General features: G+C 58.7%; 15 protein-coding genes. 10 read left to right on the top strand and 5 right to left on the bottom strand.

Going from position 1 to position 18,603, the window contains the following annotated elements; genetic code table 11:
* Positions 1-2 precede the first annotated feature (2 nt).
* Positions 3-788 (top strand): sirohydrochlorin chelatase, encoded by a 786-nt coding sequence (locus M9Q49_RS34070; RefSeq protein WP_254513805.1) that lies wholly within the window; start codon positions 3-5, stop codon positions 786-788.
* On the opposite strand, the gene M9Q49_RS34065 is transcribed toward M9Q49_RS34070, so the two are convergent.
* Positions 785-1,315 (bottom strand): hypothetical protein, encoded by a 531-nt coding sequence (locus M9Q49_RS34065; RefSeq protein WP_254513804.1) that lies wholly within the window; start codon positions 1,313-1,315, stop codon positions 785-787. The two genes, M9Q49_RS34070 and M9Q49_RS34065, sit on opposite strands and share 4 nt — an antisense overlap.
* 131 nt (positions 1,316-1,446) lie before the next feature.
* Here M9Q49_RS34065 and M9Q49_RS34060 point away from each other — a divergent pair, with 131 nt between their 5' ends.
* Both M9Q49_RS34060 and purL read left to right on the top strand, forming a co-directional pair.
* Positions 1,447-2,304, top strand: coding sequence for a prephenate dehydrogenase (locus M9Q49_RS34060; RefSeq protein WP_254513803.1), 858 nt, complete (start codon positions 1,447-1,449; stop codon positions 2,302-2,304).
* Positions 2,285-5,251 (top strand): phosphoribosylformylglycinamidine synthase subunit PurL, encoded by a 2,967-nt coding sequence (purL, locus tag M9Q49_RS34055; RefSeq protein ID WP_254513802.1) that lies wholly within the window; start codon positions 2,285-2,287, stop codon positions 5,249-5,251. The genes M9Q49_RS34060 and purL overlap by 20 nt, the downstream gene beginning before the upstream one ends.
* Positions 5,252-5,338: 87 nt before the next feature.
* On the opposite strand, the gene M9Q49_RS34050 is transcribed toward purL, so the two are convergent.
* On the bottom strand, positions 5,339-6,502 hold the full coding sequence (locus M9Q49_RS34050) for an N-acetyltransferase (protein WP_254513801.1): 1,164 nt from the start codon (positions 6,500-6,502) through the stop codon (positions 5,339-5,341).
* Between the two features lie 188 nt (positions 6,503-6,690).
* On the opposite strand from M9Q49_RS34050, the gene M9Q49_RS34045 reads away from it, so the two are divergent.
* From M9Q49_RS34045 to M9Q49_RS34015, 7 genes are all read left to right on the top strand, one after another.
* Positions 6,691-7,707 carry an NAD-dependent epimerase/dehydratase family protein gene (locus M9Q49_RS34045; protein WP_254513800.1) on the top strand — a complete coding sequence of 339 codons (1,017 nt, stop codon included), beginning with the start codon at positions 6,691-6,693 and terminating at the stop codon, positions 7,705-7,707.
* Between the two features lie 46 nt (positions 7,708-7,753).
* Positions 7,754-8,785 (top strand): NAD-dependent epimerase/dehydratase family protein, encoded by a 1,032-nt coding sequence (locus tag M9Q49_RS34040; RefSeq protein WP_254513799.1) that lies wholly within the window; start codon positions 7,754-7,756, stop codon positions 8,783-8,785.
* Between the two features lie 151 nt (positions 8,786-8,936).
* On the top strand, positions 8,937-10,358 hold the full coding sequence (locus M9Q49_RS34035; protein WP_254513798.1) for an undecaprenyl-phosphate glucose phosphotransferase: 1,422 nt from the start codon (positions 8,937-8,939) through the stop codon (positions 10,356-10,358).
* Between the two features lie 68 nt (positions 10,359-10,426).
* The gene (locus tag M9Q49_RS34030) at positions 10,427-11,878 is read left to right on the top strand and encodes an oxidoreductase (RefSeq protein WP_254513797.1); all 1,452 of its coding nucleotides are present in this window, start codon (positions 10,427-10,429) and stop codon (positions 11,876-11,878) included.
* 77 nt (positions 11,879-11,955) lie between these two features.
* Positions 11,956-12,285, top strand: a complete 330-nt coding sequence (locus M9Q49_RS34025; protein WP_254513796.1) for a hypothetical protein — start codon at positions 11,956-11,958, stop codon at positions 12,283-12,285.
* Positions 12,286-12,669: 384 nt separating this feature from the next.
* Positions 12,670-13,896, top strand: coding sequence for a DUF1559 family PulG-like putative transporter (locus M9Q49_RS34020; protein ID WP_254513795.1), 1,227 nt, complete (start codon positions 12,670-12,672; stop codon positions 13,894-13,896).
* 97 nt (positions 13,897-13,993) lie between these two features.
* Entirely contained in the window at positions 13,994-14,368 is a 375-nt protein-coding gene (locus M9Q49_RS34015; protein ID WP_254513794.1) for a HEAT repeat domain-containing protein, read from the top strand.
* A gap of 14 nt (positions 14,369-14,382) precedes the next feature.
* On the opposite strand, the gene M9Q49_RS34010 is transcribed toward M9Q49_RS34015, so the two are convergent.
* The 3 genes from M9Q49_RS34010 to M9Q49_RS34000 all read right to left on the bottom strand — a co-directional run bounded on the left by M9Q49_RS34010 (position 14,383) and on the right by M9Q49_RS34000 (position 18,201).
* Positions 14,383-15,285 carry a PfkB family carbohydrate kinase gene (locus tag M9Q49_RS34010; RefSeq protein ID WP_254513793.1) on the bottom strand — a complete coding sequence of 301 codons (903 nt, stop codon included), beginning with the start codon at positions 15,283-15,285 and terminating at the stop codon, positions 14,383-14,385.
* Between the two features lie 563 nt (positions 15,286-15,848).
* Entirely contained in the window at positions 15,849-17,660 is a 1,812-nt protein-coding gene (locus M9Q49_RS34005) for a KGGVGR-motif variant AAA ATPase (RefSeq protein ID WP_254513792.1), read from the bottom strand.
* Position 17,661: 1 nt separating this feature from the next.
* Positions 17,662-18,201 (bottom strand): type II TA system antitoxin MqsA family protein, encoded by a 540-nt coding sequence (locus tag M9Q49_RS34000; protein ID WP_254513791.1) that lies wholly within the window; start codon positions 18,199-18,201, stop codon positions 17,662-17,664.
* Positions 18,202-18,603 lie beyond the last annotated feature (402 nt).

The following is an 18,603-nucleotide window of genomic DNA, read 5'->3' as shown; positions in this document are numbered from 1 at the left end:
TCATGCAACACGCCATCCTCCTGGTCGGCCACGGCACCCGCAATTCCGTCGGCCAGGAGCAATTTCTGCACCTTGCCGAACAACTGCGGGCCGCAGTTGCGCCCACGCCGGTGGAAGTGGCATATATCGAGTTGCAAGCTCCGTTGATCGCCGATGCGCTGCTGGATCTGCATCGCCAAGGCTGCGCGAAAATCATCCTCGCGCCGGCGCTGCTCTTTGCTGCCGGGCATGCGAAGCAAGATATTCCTGCGGCGGTGGCGGCTGCCCAGAAACTCGCGCCGCAGCTGATCGTGGAAATTGCCGAGCCGCTCGGCTGTCATCCAGCTTTGCTACAACTTGCTGCGTATCGCTACAGCGATGCACGCGATGGGCAAGATGTGGAGACTCCGTTGCCAGGCTCTCCTTCTTCGATAGCCCTCGTCCTCATTGGCCGCGGCAGCAGCGACCCCACCGCCATCGTTCATTGCCAGGAGTTCGCTGGCCTGCTGGCAGAACAAGTGAACTGCCAGAACTTCTTCACCGGCTTCATCGCGATTGCCAAACCATCGCTGGCCGAAGCGCTCGAACAAGCAGCAGCCAGCGGCGCGCAACAGATCATCGTGCAACCGCATCTTCTCTTCAGCGGCGAAATGCTCGACTCCACGGCCGTCGCCGTCGCGCAAGCGCGCCGCAAGCATCCGCAACTCGCTTGGCAACAGAGTGATTCGCTCGGCGCTGATTTGGGCGATCCGCAGGGCATCGCCGCCGACTATCTGGTGCGAGCAATGCTCGATCGAATCAAGACCTAACGCGGTGCGTCTTCAAAAATAACTTTGCGCATGTGATTGAGGCGGCCAATTTCGCCGCGACGAGCCACGACCCACAAGCCGCAGAGAAAGAGGAGCACAAACTGCACGACGAGCAGCTCTTTCAGTGAAAACGTGCGGCTCGGTTTGCCGGGCGGCGTTTGAGTGGTTCGCCACATCATGCGCAGAGCAACGGCGACGCAGAAGATGTATCCCACCAAAAACGGCATCACGATTAGGTCCACCACTGAAGCGGACTGCTCCGTCCCAATCCAGTGCTGCGACTCCGCAAAACCATAGAACTGATAGAGGGCTGCGCAGAGCACGATCGATGAAACAGCCAGGTGCACGCTCCCCACAACCCAGATCAGCATAAACCGCTGGGAAAAGGGCTTCAGATATTTCGAGTGATACTCCGTGCATGCCATCGGAAGTGCGACCAGGGCCACGAGCACCATCGCTACGAAGGTAATTCCCACGCAGACTTGCAGGTCGCGCAGCAGCAGGTATCGGATCGGGTTTTCGTACATGCCGCTGTTGTGCCAGAAGCTCCAGCCAGTTGCAACGGAATCGCCGGCAATGGCCCGTCCGCAACGGCGGTCGGTTTGTTACAATCGCACCTTTCCAGGACGTTATTCGGGATATTGATTCGGGCACCGCTATGACCCGGTGGGAGCAAGCAGCGATTGTCGGCGTGGGGCTGATTGGAGGCTCCATCGGCCTGGCGCTGCGCCGGTCGGGACTCGCCCGCCGCATCATCGGTGTCGGCCGCTCGGCTGCGAACCTGCAAAAAGCCATTGCCCGCGGCGCCATCGATCAACTCGTGCTCGAATCGGCCGGCGAATTGCCCGAGGTCGATCTGGTCATCGTCTGCACCCCGGTCGATCATGTGGCCAAGCATGTGGCCTGGTGGGCCAGTTCTTCGGCCCAGGGGGCGCTGCTGACTGACGCGGGAAGCACCAAGGCCCGCATCGTGAGCGATGTCGACCAGCAACTGCACACCCAAAACCCTCGCCAGACCCGTTTCATCGGCAGCCATCCCCTCGCCGGTAGCGAGAAGACCGGCGTCGAGTTCGCCCGCGAAAATCTGTTCGACGGCCGAGTCGTCGTCATCACTCCTTCCGATCACACCGCTCCCTCGGCCATCGAAGAAGTCGAAGTGCTGTGGAAGTCGCTCGGCGCTGGCGTGATTTCGATGACGCCCACTGCCCACGACGAAGCCGTCGCGGCGACCAGTCACCTGCCGCACGTCATCTCTTCGGCGTTGGCTGCCGTCACGCCGTCCGACTTGTTGAAGTTGGCTGCCGGCGGTTGGCTCGATACCACGCGAATCGCCGCTGGCGATATCGCGCTGTGGCAACAAATTCTGCTCGAGAATCGCGAGCCGGTGCTGGCCGCACTGACGAAGTACGAAACTGAACTCAACTCATGGCGTCGCGCGCTGGAGCAGCGCGATGCCGCCGCTATCGAGACTTTGCTCCAGCAAGGAAAGACGATCCGTGACGCTGTGGGAAATTGACCTGCATCCTGCCGCCGGCGAGCGCGACCTGCTCGCGGGGGCCGCCATTTCGCAAGCTGCTGACCTGGGACTCGGTTCGTTCACCGCCAGCGCGGCCCGTGGCTTTTTGCTCGAAGCCGATTTCAGCCAGGCCGAAGTCGAACGCCTCGCCCGCGAACTGCTGGCCGATCTCGTCGTCGAAAAGCCAATCGTCGCCCGCGTCGGCGATGCGGCCCTCCTCGCGCCTCCCGCCCATGGCGCGGCTGCGAAGCATGGTCAACTCGTTCACGTCTTCCCCAAGCCGGGCGTCACCGATCCGGTGGCTGCGAGCACTCTCACCGCGATCGCAGATTTTGGCTTGAAAGCCGACGCGGTCGTCACGCTGCGGAAGTATTGGCTGAATGATCTGAACGACGGCCAAGTGCAACTGCTCATCAAGAAACTGCTCGCCAACGATTCCATCGAACAAGCCGTGGTCGGGCCGTTGCAGCTGAAGCAACTGCACGTCGGTTCGCCGGCGAAATTCGAGCTGCAAACCGTTGCGCTCCGCGAACTGTCGAACGATCAGCTGGTGGCCCTCAGCAAGGCTCGCACGCTGAGCCTGACGCTGATCGAAATGCAAACCGTGCAGCAGCACTTCCGCGAACTCGGTCGCGAACCGACCGATATTGAGCTTGAGTCGGTCGCGCAAACTTGGAGCGAACACTGCAGCCACAAAACACTCGCCGGCCGCGTGAACTATCGCGACGAAAAAGGCGATCGCAAGTTCAACAACATGCTGAAGGAAACGATCTTTGCCGCGACGCAGCAGATTCGCGCGCAGCTCGGCAGTGACGATTGGTGCGTCAGCGTGTTCAAAGACAACGCTGGCGTGATTCGCTTCAACAATGAGTATCACGTTTGCTTCAAGGTCGAAACGCACAACCGCCCGAGCGCCATCGAGCCTTATGGCGGCGCCAACACCGGCGTTGGCGGCGTGATTCGCGATACGCTCGGCACGGGCCTCGGCGCCAAGCCGATTTGCAATACCGATGTCTTCTGCTTTGCTCCGCCAGACATGCCCGCCGAAGAGCTGCCGCCCGGCGTGCTTCATCCGCGGCGGATCATGCGCGGCGTGGTTAGCGGCGTGCGCGACTACGGCAACCGCATGGGCATTCCAACCGTCAACGGCGCGATTTATTTCGACGAACGCTACGTCGGCAACCCGCTGGTCTTCTGCGGCAACGTTGGTTTGATTCCTGCCGACAAAGCCGAGAAGAAAACCGAGCCCGGCGATTACATCGTGGCCATCGGTGGACGAACCGGTCGCGACGGCATTCACGGCGCGACGTTCAGCTCGGTGGAACTCACCAGCCAGAGTGAAAAAGTTTCTGGCGGCGCAGTGCAGGTTGGCAACGCGATCACCGAGAAGATGGTGCTCGATGTTTTGATCCAAGCTCGCGACGAAGCGTTGTTCACGGCCGTGACCGACTGCGGCGCTGGTGGCTTTTCATCGGCGGTCGGCGAGATGGGTGGCGATCTGGGCGCGGAAGTTTGGCTCGATCGCGCGCCGCTGAAGTACGACGGCCTGACTTACACCGAGATCTGGATCAGTGAAGCGCAAGAGCGGATGGTCTTCAGCGTGCCGGAGAAAAACTGGGCCCGCTTCGAAGCACTCTGCGCTGCCGAGAACGTGGAAGCGGTGATCCTGGGCAAGTTCCTGCCGACGGGAAATCTGACGCTCAAGTATCAAGATCAGGTCGTCGGCGAACTCTCGATGCACTTCCTGCACGAAGGGCGGCCGAAGGTCGAACGCCAGGCCGTTTATTCGCCTCGGCCTCGCAACGCGGGATCGGGCTACGTCGGCGCGAAGCTCGATCACAACGACACTCTGCTGAAGCTCCTCGGCTCGCTCAATATCGCCAGTAAGGAATGGGTGATTCGGCAGTACGATCACGAGGTGCAAGGGGGCAGCGTGATCAAGCCCCTCACCGGTGTGGCCAACGACGGCCCGAGCGATGCCGCCGTGCTGCGGCCAGTGCTGAACTCGCGGCAAGGGATTGTCGTGGCCTGCGGCATGAACCCTCGGCTCGGCGAACTCGATCCGTATCACATGGCCGCGTCGGCAATCGACGAAGCGATGCGGAACTGCGTCGCCGTTGGCGCCGACCCGTCGCGGATCGCGATTCTCGACAACTTCTGTTGGGGTTACACCGATCGGCCTGAGACGCTGGGCGAACTCGTTCGCGCCGCCCTCGCTTGCCACGACGTGGCTCTCGCCCTCGGCACGCCGTTCATCAGCGGCAAGGACAGCTTGAACAACGAGTACAGCTACGACGCGAGCGGCACGCGGAAGACGATCTCGATTCCGCCGACGCTGCTGATCAGCGCGCTCGGTCAGGTCGCCGACGTGCGGCAGTGCGTGACGATGGACCTGAAGCAGCCCGGCAACTTGCTGTATCTCGTCGGCAACACGCGCGACGAACTGGCCGGCTCGCACCTGGAAGCGATTCGCGGCAACGGCTGCCTCACCGACGGTGCTTGTGGCAGCGAAGTTCCCCGCGTCAACACTGCTGTGGCGAAGAAGACCTTCGCGGCCATGCATCAAGCCATCAAGAGCGGCACGGTTCGCGCCTGCCACGATCTGAGCGAAGGGGGCCTCGCCGTCGCCGCTGCAGAGATGGCGTTTGCGGGCGGTTTTGGCGCCCGGATTCGCCTCGCCGAAGTGCCGACCGACATTACCTCTGGCGATCGCAGCGATGCTTTCGAGAGCGTGCTCCTTTATAGCGAATCGAACACGCGGTTCCTCGTTGAAGTTGCGCCATCGCAGCAAGCGGCGTTCACCGCCGCGCTCGCTGGTGTGCCGCATGCTCACGTTGGCGAAGTGACCGAAACCGGTTGCCTGCAAATCGCCGGTGCGAAGGGACTGCTGATCGATGCGGAACTGGCGAAGCTGAAGGAAGCCTGGCAGAAGCCGCTGCGGTGGTAGTTTGTTGATGGCCGAGTCGATCTGCTGATCGGCCCCTCACCCCAACCCTCTCCCCGGAGTACCGGGGCGAGGTAGTAAATGCAGCAGCTACGCTCCTGGGCTTGCTGCTTCCGGAAGCGCTGTCCCCGGTATTGGATAATCAAACAGCCGATACATCTTTACGATCTTCGCCCCGCCACGTTTCAGCGATTTGTAGCTGAGGTGATTGCTTTCCAGCACCCAGCTGAATTCGGCTTCCTTGCCGCCCCAGGCGAGAACGCTGGGGAGGAGGTTGGCGATGACGACCAAGCCGAGGCCCCACTTCTGATACTCCGGGAGCACGTTGGTGCTGATGACGCGGATTCGCTGGATCTGTTTTTTGTTCGTCAGCAGCCGAATGAAGCCGAAGGGGAAGAGCTTGCCGTCGATCTGTTTCACGCGCGGGTTGTAATCGAGCATGGCGAACGACGCGCCGACGACCTGGTCGTCGACTTCGACGATCGAGGTCATCTCGGGAACAATCAGATACTTCAGCGAAGCAGCCATGTGGTCGACTTCCTTGTCCGACATGGGGACGAAGCCCCAAGTGCCGACGAGCGACCGGTTGTAGATATCGAGAAAGATGCGGACGTCGGCGTTGAAGCGCTTGCGGTCAAGCCGGCGCAGTTTGACTTTGAACCGCCGTTCGCATTCCTCACGGATGAGCTTGAGCTTCGGATCGACCTGCGAGAGCATGTCGGTGTGGCCCCAGAAGGCGGCCATGTCTTCGACCTTGGCGAAGCCGTAGCTTTCGATCAGCCGCTGATAATAGGGCGGGTTGTGCGTCATCATGAACGTCGGCGGCGTATCGAAGCCTTCGATCAGCAGACCGCATTCGTGGTTCATCGAAGGATTCATCGGGCCGCGAATCGTGTTCAGGCCGCGGGCTTTCAGCCAATCGCGGGCGGCGTCGAACAAGGCGTGCGCGGCCGGGGTATCATCAATGCATTCAAAGAAGCCGAAGAAACCGACCTTGTCTTTGTGAACGTCGTTGTGGGCCCGATTGTGGATGGCGGCGATGCGGCCGATGGGCTGGTTGCTCTGCCAAGCGATGAAGGTCTGGATCTCGGCGGTATCGTAGAAGGGATTGTGCGAGTAGTTGACCATTTCCTTCTGGTTCATCCGCAACGGCGGAATCCAGTTGGGATAGGCCGCGTTGATGGTCCAGGGAAGATGCAAAAAGATCGAGCGCTCGCTGCTGGTTTCTACGGGTTTGATAACGACGGGAGCCATATTCTTCCAAGCCGAACGGCGAAAAGTATCGATCGCGTAATCTGGGGAGACCGTAACGGGGGGCGGTAGCAATCGCCGTATAAATTCGCGGCAAAACTGCTCTGGCCAAAACCGGGCAGGCTGCAATGATACCGCATAACCGCGGGTCGCAGGGACAGCGATTTTTCGGCAGGATTGCAGGAGAGGGTATGAAGTATCTCGTCACGGGGGCCACGGGCCTGATCGGCAACAACCTGGTGCGGCATCTGCTCGCCGCCGGCGAAGCCGTGCGCGTGCTCACTCGCACCGCGCCGAATGAAGCCCTGATCGGCTTGGATGTCGAACTAGTGCAAGGCGACGTCCGCGATGTGGACAGTGTCGAAGCTGCCGTCCGCGGCACGGATTGCGTCGTCCATGCGGCAGCCCACGTGCAAGTTGGCTGGACCCAATCGGAACTGCATCGCCAGATCAATGTTGAGGGAACCCGCCTGATCGCCGAAGCGGCCCTCCGCCACAATGCGCGACTCGTCCACATTTCCACGATCAATACCTTGGGCCTCGGCCGTTTGGACAATCCCGCCGATGAAGAAACCGGGCTGTCGGGCCTGGTGGCCTGTCATTATGTGACCTCGAAAAAGAACGCCGAACAGGTGGTGACGCTAGCAGCCGCTCGCGGGCTGGACACGGTGATTGTTCATCCTGGTTTTTGCCTGGGGCCCTGGGATTGGAAGCCTTCTTCGGGCCGGATGTTGCTGGCCGTGAACCGTGGTACGCTGGTCGCGCCGTCCGGAGCTTTAAACGTAGGTGACGTTCGTGACGTTTGTGCGGGTGTTGCCGCTGCGGCAAAACTTGCCCCTGCTGGGAGACGATATATCCTCGGCGGACACAACATGACTTACCTCGATGCCTGGCAAATCTTTGCTCGCGTCGGCGGTCACGTGGGGCCGCGGTTTCGGCTGGGGCCCATTGCCCGCTGGCTGGGAAGCGTTGGTTCCGATGTGTGGACCCGCTGCACCGGCGAAGAAGCCGAAATCAACTCCGCCTCGATCGGCATCGGCTCGCAGCAAACCTGCTTTACGAGCGACCGCGCGGCGCGCGAGCTCGGTTACAAGATCCGCCCGCTGGAAGATACCGTTGCTGACGCCTGGGATTGGTTCTGCGAACATGGTTATCTTCGCCGGTCGGGGTCGGCTGCACGTCCCACCGCTTTGAGTTTTCATTCCTAACCGCTGCTCGCAGGAGCGGCCCTGAGTCGCTCCCGAGTCGCTCCACATGGCAACCGTATTGGTCACCGGCGGCAGCGGCTTTATTGGGCGCAATCTCATCGAAGCGCTGCTGATGCGCGGCGATCAAGTCCGCTGCCTGGTTCGCAAACCGGCAGCAAACGTCATTCTCGCCGACCTCGGCGCTGAGCTGATCGCCGGCGATCTGCATGACCACGCCAACCTGCAAACCGCGGTGAAGGGCTGCGACGTGGTCTATCATCTGGCCGGCGCTACGGCGGCCATCAAGGTCGATGAGTTGATGCGGGTCAACCGCGACGGGACGGCCAATCTGGTAAATGCGATGGCCACGCAGCCGAATCCGCCGCTGCTGCTGCTGATCTCGTCGTTAGCCGCCGCCGGTCCTGCCGCCCGCGGGCAGATTCGCATCGAAGCCGATCCGCCGGCGCCGATCTCGAACTACGGCCGCAGCAAACGCGCCGGCGAAGAAGAAGCCATTCAACGCGCGGACCAGGTGCCTCTCACCATCATCCGTCCGGGTTGCGTCTTCGGCCCGCACGACAAAGCCATGCTCACGCTGTTTCAGACGATTCAGCGTTTCCGGTTTCATCCGGTTCCCGGTTGGCGACACCCGCCGTTGTCGTGGATCCACGTGCAAGACCTGATCGACCTGATGGTGCTCGCCGTGGAAAAAGGGGAACGAGTTCCCGCCGCGGCGGCGAGTCATCCGGACGAACATGTAGGCGAAGGCATTTACTTCGCGACAGCTGCCGAACATCTTTCTTATGCCGAGTTCGGCGCATCGACCCGCTCGATCTTGCGCCGCCCCTTCATGCCGGTCCTCGCCATTCCGGCGCCGGTCTCGATGTTCATGGCCAGCGTGAATGAGACGTTCTCCTGGCTCCGCGGCCGGCCCGATGTTTTCAACCGCGACAAGATTCGCGAAGCCCTCATGGAAAGCTGGGCCTGCTCGGAAGAGAAGAGCCATCGCCAACTGGGCTTTGAACCGGCGGCTAACCTCGACCAGCGAATCCGCGATGTGATTGCCTGGTATCAACAGCAAGGCTGGCTCTGGAGCTAATTGGAGCGTCACTTCGCTTTGTGGCCGTACAACCGGCATCTTCGGCACGGTCCGCATCTGTAGTGCGCAACCGCACCACGGTTGCCCGTGACCTAAACTTGCCAGGCGAATCTTCCCTTCGTTTGGCCAGCATTAGTCACGAGTAGCAGTCATGGGTCTTCCTGCCCGTTCGATCCGGCAACCGATTTCCTTTATGGGGTCGCTGTTCCGCCTTGCCGATGCAGCCGCGATCGGCATTGGCCTGACCATTGCCACGACGGTGTTTGGCCGTGTGCCGGAGCACGACATCATGGCCGGCGCGATTGCGATCGCGGGTCATTTGCTGATCGCCGAATTCACCGGCCTGTATCGGAGTTGGCGCGGTGTTTCCAGCGAGCGCGAAGTCTTTTGCACGCTGTTCACCTGGGCTCTGGCGCTGGGTTTTGTTGGCTGCATTGCGCTCACCACGCTCGGCGTCTCGTATGCGGCCTGGCATGGCAAGGCGCGACTCGTCGTGCTGACGTGGGCTTGCTCGTCGGCTGCGATCATGGTGCTTACGCACTCGTTATTGCGCAGCTTCAAGCGAGCGTTTTGGACACGCGGTATGAATCACCGGCCGGTGGCCATCGTCGGCGTGACCGAGCTTGGATTTCAATTGGCTCGCAATCTCGATGCTCAACCAGAACTTGGTTTGAAACTGGTCGGCTATTACGACGATCGTCCGAAGGAACGGAGCCCCGAACCGCCAGCCGGCCTGAAGCGGCAGATCGGCGGCATTGAGGATTTGATCGCCGATGCCAAGGCTGGCTTCATCGAAACGATTTACATCACGTTCCCGATGCGGGCCGAGGATCGAATCCGCGGCGTGCTACGGCAACTGAGCGATACGACGGCTTCGGTTTATATCGTGCCGGATTTTTTCGTCTTTCAGATGCTCCACTCGCGCTGGACCGACATCGGCGGCTTGCCAGCCGTGAGCGTGTTCGAGAACCCGCTCTACGGCGTCGATGGCGTCGTGAAACGGCTGTTCGATTTGGTCGCTGGCTCGATCATTTTGACGCTGCTGGCGATTCCGATGTTGATCACTGCCATCGCCGTGAAGCTGACTTCGCGTGGGCCGATTTTCTTTCGGCAACGGCGGTATGGCCTCGACGGGAATGAGATTCTCGTTTGGAAGTTCCGCAGCATGCGGGTTTGCGAAGACGGCCACAAAGTAACGCAAGCGACGAAGGGGGATTCGCGGCTCACGCCGATCGGCGGGTTCCTGCGGAAGAGTTCGCTCGATGAACTGCCGCAGCTGTTCAACGTCATCGGCGGCAGCATGAGCCTCGTTGGTCCGCGGCCGCATGCGACCGCGCACAACGAGCAATATCGGCAGATGATCGAAGGCTACATGCTGCGGCACAAGATCAAGCCGGGTATCACCGGCCTGGCGCAAGTCCGCGGCTGGCGGGGCGAAACCGACACGCTCGAAAAAATGCAAAAGCGAGTCGAGTGCGACCACGAATACATCCGCGAATGGACGCTGATGCTCGATGTCTCGATTCTGCTCCGCACCGTGCTCGTAGTGCTGAAGCGGCAGAACGCGTACTAGGAAGCCCGCAGCGGATATGATGACGGACGGCGATCTCGCGCAGTCCGAAATCATTCCACCGGCATCCTATGAACTCCTACACAAAAGTCGCTCAGCTCAAGTCCACAGCCGCCCTGCGCGAGCGGCTGACCGAACTGGGTTTGGAGTTGCCGGTCGAGGAGCAAATTGAAACGGCAGCCGCAGGTTCGCCGCTGGCCAAGCCCTTGACGATGGGGCCGCTCGTGGCGGGAAATCGCTGGTGCATTCATCCGATGGAAGGTTGGGACGCCAACCGCGATGGCAGTCCTAGCGAACACACCTTGCGACGGTGGCGACACTTCGGCTTGAGTGGCGCCGGGCTTATCTGGGGCGGCGAAGCAGCCGCCGTGCAGCCCGACGGCAGGGCAAATCCCAATCAGACAATGGCGATCGAATCGAATCGCGCCGGCCTGCGGGCACTGTGGGATGAATTGCAAAAAGGCCACGCTGCGCTCGGCGACGATGCGCCGCAAATGGTCGCCGGTTTGCAGCTGACACACTCAGGCCGTTTCTGCCGGCCAAACGACAAACGGCTCGAGCCGCGAATTGCCTACCATCATCCGCTGCTCGATGCCAAATTCGGCATTGATCCCGCCAACCAAGCCGTCGTCTGGACCGACGATGATCTGGAGCGGCTCATCGATCGCTACGTCGTCGCCGCGCATCTCGCGCGCGATGCCGGCTTTCAATTCGTCGACGTGAAGGCCTGCCACGGTTATCTGTTGCACGAGTTCCTCAGCGCTCGCACTCGGCCGGGCCGTTTTGGTGGCGATCTCGCCGGCCGCGCGCGCGTGCTGCTGACGATCATCGGCCGAATTCGCGCAGAGCTGCCCGATCTACCCGTCGTGGTGCGGTTGAGCGCGTTCGATAGCTTGCCGTATCAAACGAGTCGCGAAATCGGCCAGCCGATGAATTATCAACAGCTGCTGCCTTACGGCTTTGGCTTTGGCGTGAGTGAACATGATCCACTGCAATACGATTTGCGTGAGCCGATCGAACTGCTGCAGATGTTGCACGCAGCTGGTGTGTGCGCGGTGAACCTGAGTTGCGGCAGTCCTTATTACAACCCACACATTCAGCGGCCCGCGATCTTTCCGCCAAGCGATGGTTACTTGCCACCCGAAGATCCACTCGTCGGCTGCGTGCGACAAATCCAAGCCCACCGCCAATTGAAAGCCGCCGTGCAGGCGCTGCCGATGGTTGGTACGGCGTATTCGTATTTGCAGGACTACTTACCTCACGTCGCGCAAGCCGTGGTGCGGGCCGGCTGGATCGACGCCGTCGGCCTGGGGCGCGTGGTCCTCTCCTATCCACAGTTGCCGCACGATGTGCTGACCAAAGGCAAGCTCGAGCGCAAAAAGATCTGCCGCACGTTCAGCGATTGCACCACCGCCCCTCGCCATGGCCTGGTGAGCGGCTGCTATCCGCTCGATCCCTATTACAAGGCGCTGCCCGAATTCGCTCAGGTGCAGGAGTTAAAGAAGGCGATTGCCGGCGGATGAGTCGCCCTGGCGGAATAGTCTGCGCATAGCGCTGCGAATAAAGTGCAATGGCTGAGACGCTGCTAATATTGATGGTGTTGCTGATCATCGCCTTGGGGCCAGCTTTGCTTGGTCTGCTGGCGACCGCAGCTTGGTCACGTCACGCACGCAAAATCCTGCCACAACTGCTGCGGTTCGATCTCACGGCAGTGATGCTGCTGTTTACGGGGTTCAGCTGTCTCCTCGCTATTTCACGTGAGTTGCGCTCGGCCGATTTTGCGGAGTCGATCCTGCTTCTCTTCGGTGACATGCTGATCGTCCCTGGTCTGCTTTCGATTCGAATGTGGCTCGACGGCCGGCGCGACCAACGAATTCTGCTCGGCGCACGTCAGCGTTATCGAGATGCACAGCAACTCAAAGAGCTGTAGTTACTGCCCGCTCCGCAATCCTCTTTTATTCGACCACGTACTACTGCGGTACGGCGTTTTGCCGCCTGAGAGCTAGATTCGGGCCCGATTCGATCAAGCGAGATTTATGCGGGCGAACGGTTCTGGAGCAGCAAACATCTAACTGGCTTTTCTGCCTAGGTTTAGGAGAAATATCCGTTTATCGGAATTTTCAGGAATTTATTGACATGCGGGTAACCGAAGTGGTATTTTAAGCGCCGCTTTCTCTGAATGGGTGATTCAAGCCCCTCTCCATGGACTTGAGTTTCTCGAATATCGCGTTCGCGGTGTGTTCAATTATCTTGTTTTGCTGATTGCGTTCGTCGGTTCCACACGCACCAATCAGCGGTTGCGAAGGGGACGAAAATGGTTGCCGTCTCGCGACGATTCCGCCAGGCATTCACGCTCGTAGAACTCCTGGTAGTGATCGCCATTATCGGTGTCTTGGTGGCCTTGATGCTGCCGGCGGTCCAAACCGCCCGAGAGTCTGCCCGGCGAACCCAGTGCTTCAATAACCTGCGCCAGTACGGGATTGCCATCCACAATTTCCACCAGGAATACAACCGGCTCCCGCCGTACTGGTCGGAAAACAAGCTCGACAAGTTCCCCGACGGCGGTTGGATGCTGCACCTTTTGCCATACCTGGAACAGAAGAACGCCTACGATCTGGCCGTCTCGCAAAAACGCGGTCAGATGACTCGCAATCCTACGCTGACTGTGCCGGCTTCGACCGACCCGCCTTACTCGCCACCCGGCTCGACCAGCAACGGTGGCTATTGGCAGAACACGGGCACCATGGACCAACCGCCAACCGATCACATGGGGCACACCTTCCCGCACGCTCCCACCTCCACCGGGGTTTGGGTCGGCCCGCCAAATACACCCACGCCAGGCCAAGGAACGCCGGCCGAATATCAGTACTCGTACACCGGTATCTATGCCATTTCCGATGTCACGTTCCCGGCCTTGTTCTGCTTGTCCGATCCCAGCGGCATGAATAAGAATTTCCGCGTCACTTACAACTACGTTCAATGGACCACGACCAACTACCAAGCCAATTTCCTGGGCTGGGTAAAGAATGCTGATCAGCGCCGCGTGGGCGTGCAATATGATGTCGGCGGACCCGTGCTGGCCGCTGCAGATTTGCCTCAGTTAGATGCGGTGATGAACTTCCGCGATCTGACCGATGGCACATCAAACGTCATCGCTATTGCGGAAGGAATGCGGCTGTGCGACCACGACTACCGCCTCGCTCTTTGGAACAAGTACAGCGAGACCTCCAATTCGCACAACTTCGGTGTGGACTGGAACGGCAAGGGGAACACCTTCATGTTCCAGTCGCTCCCCAACCGCAACAAGTGCAATAACTGGCGCGTCCAAGGTCTCCACTTCGGCACTCTGGGCGTCACCATGTTCGACGGCAGCGTCAAATCGTTGCACAAAGAACTGACTCGCCGCGAAACCAGCAATCCTGACTTCCCCGCCTTGGGTGTCGATGCGACGTTCGCCAGCAACAATCCCAGCGCTGATTTTGATGGAGTGTGGGATCGTCTGATGATTCCCACCGATGGTGCTGTGTTGGGTAATTACTAAACCGGATCGGCAGCTTCATCCAGCAAAAACTTGTGCAGAGGGCCGCTGTTAGAGCGGTCCTCTGTTTTGCTGAATAGCCAGATTTTTTGGACAGCTCATGTCATTTGGCCGCTTCCTTCTTTTGCTGCTCACGCTGGGCGTCGTCCCTCTCAGTGGCTGCGGCAAGCAGATCGATCCTGAGCAAGAACTAATTGCCGATTTGAAGAGCACAGATGTCGCGCCACGCCGTTCTGCTGTTCGCAATATGTGCGACATGCGCCCCGTACCGGCGAAGTTCATCCCGCCGCTGATCGCTGCCCTGAATGACAACGATCCGCAGGTGCGGCAGCGAGCCGCCGAAGCGCTGGGAGAGACCGGCATCGCAGGCCGGCCGTTTGCAGAACAACTCAACAAGACCTCGACGGATCACTTCGACCCGCAGGTCCGCTTCGCCCTCGAACGGGCAGTGAGAAAAATCACCGCCCCCCAATAACAGCCGCCGTTCCTTTAGAACGACAGCATCTTCCGATACTTCTCCATCCGCAGATCCAAATCGCTCCGGTCGATCTGCTTGAGTCGATCGAGGCTGAAGTCTTCCACGTTGAAGCTCGCCACCAAAATGCCATACGCCATGGCTTCCTTCAGCACCTTCGGCTCGAAGCTGTTCTTCGCGGCCAGGTAGCCCATCATGCCGCCGGCAAAGCTGTCGCCAGCGCCGGTCGGATCGACAACGCGGTCGGTCGGGAACGCCGGCAGCACGTACGTCTCATGCTTCGAGAAGAACATCGCGCCGTGCTCGCCCTTTTTGATCACGACAAACTTTGGCCCCAGCTCCAGCACCTTGTGCCCCGCGGCCACCAGGTTTTCTTCGCCGGTCAGCAGCTTGGCTTCGCTGTCGTTCATCACCAGGCCATCCACTCGCCGCATCAGCTCCATCAGGCCGGCGTGCTGCTCGCGAATCCACAGGTCCATCGTATCGGCGACCACCAGCTTCGGCTGTTGCACCTGCTCCAGCGTCTTCAGCTGCGTCACCGGCGAGCCGTTGGCCAGAAACACGAAATCGGACCGGCGAAAATGCTCCGGCAGCGTCGGCTTGAAGTCGCCGAAAACATTCAGCTGCACCTCGAGCGTCTCGCGGTCGTTCATATTCGGCAGGTACTTCCCCTTCCAGAAGAAGGTCTTGCCGCCCTGCACCACGTGCAGCCCCGCCGTGTCGATATTCCGCTTCTGCAGCAGTTCGCTGTGCTCGCTGGGCCAATCTTCGCCGACCACGCCCACCAGCCGAACCGGGGCAAAGTAGCTCGCCGAGTACGAAAAGAAAACCGCCGAGCCCCCCAGCACGCGCTCGCGCGTCGCCGCGGGAGTTTGAATGCTATCGAACGCGACGGAACCAACAACCAGCAGCGGCATCGGAAGACCTGCTTGGAGAGAAATGTACGGTGAAAACGCCACACTTTATCATCCAACCCAAAACCGAACAACGACCGCCAGGCCCTCGACCGCTGCTCCTCATTCAGCACCGGCCGACTTGCCGATCCCCAGCCTCCAGGGAGGGTCTCGTACAACAGTTGTTTCACTTTTCACGCCAGACACAGGCCCACGCCCGCACGAAAATGCCCAGCGAAGCTACGAGGCTTTGTTCGAAAGGCTTATTCATCCCAGGCTCGCTCGCCATTGCCGCCATCGAAGAATTCTGCCACACCGGCTAACTCACCACCGCTATCGAGTGGATCACCCCTGACCAGTTTCCCCTCGCAGCCGATGGTCAGCGAATCACTGAACCGCGGGTGACAGGCGCGTACTCACCCGAGCAGCCTGCCCCGGCCTATGAGGTAAGACTCTTCTATTAAGCCCGGCGAACTCAATTCGATTTCACCACCCACTGCGGCACGAAGTTAGCTCAGGGTAGGGCCGCCAACCGACCGCACCGTCGCCCTAGAACGGCCAACAAACACTAGGACAGTCTCGCTTTCTTACGCAAAAGGTGGCAGCGCATCACCCAACTTAAACATCTTGGAGATCGCTGCGCAGTCGGCTAGAAACTCCTCTTTGTTTACAGGCTTGTATCGCCAGCAACTAAACTCCCTCGTTGCGATCTCGTTACTCTTGCGAATGGCATCCTCAAGACGTTTTTTCGCTTCCTCCTGCCTCCCAACTGCCCAGTTCGCAATCGCCATGCACTGCTGAAAGTTCGCAGCTCGAGTTCGACCAGACACAGTTTCGAGATCCACTACCCTTCCAAACATATCGACCGGGAGCACTTTCGTGAGCCCCCACTCTGCCATTGCGTAATTGAATGCGTCTTCAATTGCCAATTGGGCTGGATCCGGGCGAATGTCACCAAATGCAGCCATTGCCAAGTCAAGGTGCCCATTGCCTATCGCCGCCAGAACGAGTTCATTACGATCTGCCCGGAACGATGGACTGCGAAAATCCTTCTCATTCACGAGCTTCCTGAAATCTCCAGTTACTAGTACTTCCGCCCCTCTGCCTAGCAAGCTTCTGGCAACAAACATCCTATTTCCAAGGTCAAGCGATTTGTATGCTGGACTGGCCAGAACGAGGGACACGACATCAGGATCGCCTCTCCGAAGCAATTGAACAGCCCTATACAGCTCCATCGTATCTAGATCACGATATTGAAACAGCTTCTGCAGGTCATTTTGGGATTCTGCTAAGTTGCGTTGCATTGCATAAACTGTCGCACGCTCGAGCAGGGCTTGCTTTGGCTCAAATCCCAATTCAATTGATCTGCTAAGCATTATTACAGCTTCGGCAAGATTGCCCTCACGCTTCCGAATCAATCCAAGAAGGAACATCGCTTCGCGATTGTTCGCTTGCATGGTTTCAATCGATTGCAGACGCACGTCGATTTTACTAGCATTCAGCGAATGACGCTTCGCAACACCAGCCTCGACCCGCCGAAGAAACCGCAAGACGCCCTCTACATCCTCGTCGTTTTGATCAGCAATATTATCTTTAAGATTGCGGTACTCCTTTGCCAAACGACTATTGGTCCGATCCTTGGTAAAGATCATTTGATCCATCAACGCAAGGCTTGGATAGTAGTGAATCCGAATCAGTTCCTCAAATCCCAGCGCTGCATGTGCTTTCTCCACGCGTGACTGAAGTATTCCGTCCTCGTCATCGAGATCGGGAACATTTGACATTACGAAATGAAGGCAGATTTTCCTTTCGGTGTCGTTGGCAATATCAGATTCAGCACGTATATCGCGTGCCACCTGTTGCAGCCCATTGAGATTCTGTTCGTTTGGATAAAAGTGCAAAACTACTGCATCTGGCAGTTGTCGAGTACAGATGCCCTCAATATCTGAGTGCCCTGTTCTCGAATCGATTAATACATAATCGGGCTTGAAATGGCACTTCCACTGAGCCTTGATATCTTCGAAAAGCAAAAAGCCTTCATTGTCTGCGTAGAGCTTTGGCCAATTAATCTCAGAAAGCTGACGGCGATAGTCCGGCCCTCCCTTTCCGGCGGGCATGACCCAAAGCTTTCCCTTGTCGTCGAGCCCTGTAGCTTCATAGGTAAAATCTTCGATGTCAGGAGAAACACCAGATTGCGTATATTCCGTTACAAGCTCGACAATTCCTTTGCAGGGCAGCGGAGGGCGAAGCGCCTCGAATGTGTGAACACCAGGGGCCTCAAGGTCAAAATCGACTATTAAGACACTATGACCGGATCTTACAAGATCAAACGCAACATTTACGAGCGACATCGTCCGGCCGACACCGCCTTTAAACGAATAAAACGTCACTACATACATGCTATGCCGCCGCCTCGGCTTTAACCAGCCTAAAGCTATTTGCCCGCGCTGAAATTGCAACACTAGGTGCTATCGACCGGAATTTATTAACAGGAGCAATTGCGCCCCTATCACCGGCTGTCGCTTGACTATGACGCTGCCGAAGTCGTCGAAAATTCTCGGACACCGTCAATAGGCGAAGGAACTCATCGTAAGCTGCATTTTGTATCAACTGCCCACGTTCCCACCGGCCAATTGTTGCTTCACCAAGCTGCGTAATCGCAGCAAAATCAGCCCTGCTGAGCTTGTATTGTTCGCGCAGTGCGGTGATCTCACGAGGCGTGAGTACGTTCAAATGCCTGCAGACCGAATCGTGAATCCCTTCTTCAGCTTCGTGGCCAAGAAACTCAGTCCCGCAACTTAGGCACGTCGTGATAGGGACCATCGCCGTAAGTCTTACGGCAGATTCCTCGGCTCCATATTTAAACACATAAGGACCAACTGCGGTTTTAAGCCGATCGCTTTCACATGCAGGGCACAGCATATTTTGAAATCCTGTCATCGGCGAGAGCTAGATGCCCCCTCAGAGTTGCAGGGAAGGGACTCCCGGTAGCTATAATGGAAGCTGCGACCGAAAATTGTACCGCTACCAATCTGGATCTTTAAATAGATCGTTTTTTCTCCACTTAAAATCGTCATGCATATTGCGCGCTTGCCTGCTGGATGAGTCAGCTCTACCCAAGTTGCTTGTATAGCAATCGTATCTAGGCAACTGGCGATAAATTCCCAAGCGGCGTCGGACGTGAACGGTTCATTGTTCTCGGGGTTTAGGACTGAGTGCGGGGACCAGTCGATCGGCGCGCTGCGACTAAACACGGCGGATCGCGCGCTTCGCCTGCGTGCTAGCATCGCAGCTTGTCGGCGAATGTCGGCAGATACTTCATCCATGCGTGTGGGAATCCGG

The sequence above is a fragment of the Anatilimnocola floriformis genome (genome assembly GCF_024256385.1).
Taxonomy (GTDB): domain Bacteria; phylum Planctomycetota; class Planctomycetia; order Pirellulales; family Pirellulaceae; genus Anatilimnocola; species Anatilimnocola floriformis.
This window is presented reverse-complemented; position numbering and strand designations above follow the sequence as displayed.

Coding starts and splice junctions, on each gene's coding strand:
- M9Q49_RS34070 (WP_254513805.1), top strand. CDS start 3: ATGCAACACGCCATCCTCCTGGTCGGCCACGGCACCCGCAATTCCGTC.
- M9Q49_RS34065 (WP_254513804.1), bottom strand. CDS start 1,315: ATGTACGAAAACCCGATCCGATACCTGCTGCTGCGCGACCTGCAAGTC.
- M9Q49_RS34060 (WP_254513803.1), top strand. CDS start 1,447: ATGACCCGGTGGGAGCAAGCAGCGATTGTCGGCGTGGGGCTGATTGGA.
- M9Q49_RS34050 (WP_254513801.1), bottom strand. CDS start 6,502: ATGGCTCCCGTCGTTATCAAACCCGTAGAAACCAGCAGCGAGCGCTCG.
- M9Q49_RS34045 (WP_254513800.1), top strand. CDS start 6,691: ATGAAGTATCTCGTCACGGGGGCCACGGGCCTGATCGGCAACAACCTG.
- M9Q49_RS34040 (WP_254513799.1), top strand. CDS start 7,754: ATGGCAACCGTATTGGTCACCGGCGGCAGCGGCTTTATTGGGCGCAAT.
- M9Q49_RS34035 (WP_254513798.1), top strand. CDS start 8,937: ATGGGTCTTCCTGCCCGTTCGATCCGGCAACCGATTTCCTTTATGGGG.
- M9Q49_RS34030 (WP_254513797.1), top strand. CDS start 10,427: ATGAACTCCTACACAAAAGTCGCTCAGCTCAAGTCCACAGCCGCCCTG.
- M9Q49_RS34020 (WP_254513795.1), top strand. CDS start 12,670: ATGGTTGCCGTCTCGCGACGATTCCGCCAGGCATTCACGCTCGTAGAA.
- M9Q49_RS34015 (WP_254513794.1), top strand. CDS start 13,994: ATGTCATTTGGCCGCTTCCTTCTTTTGCTGCTCACGCTGGGCGTCGTC.
- M9Q49_RS34010 (WP_254513793.1), bottom strand. CDS start 15,285: ATGCCGCTGCTGGTTGTTGGTTCCGTCGCGTTCGATAGCATTCAAACT.
- M9Q49_RS34005 (WP_254513792.1), bottom strand. CDS start 17,660: ATGTATGTAGTGACGTTTTATTCGTTTAAAGGCGGTGTCGGCCGGACG.
- M9Q49_RS34000 (WP_254513791.1), bottom strand. CDS start 18,201: ATGACAGGATTTCAAAATATGCTGTGCCCTGCATGTGAAAGCGATCGG.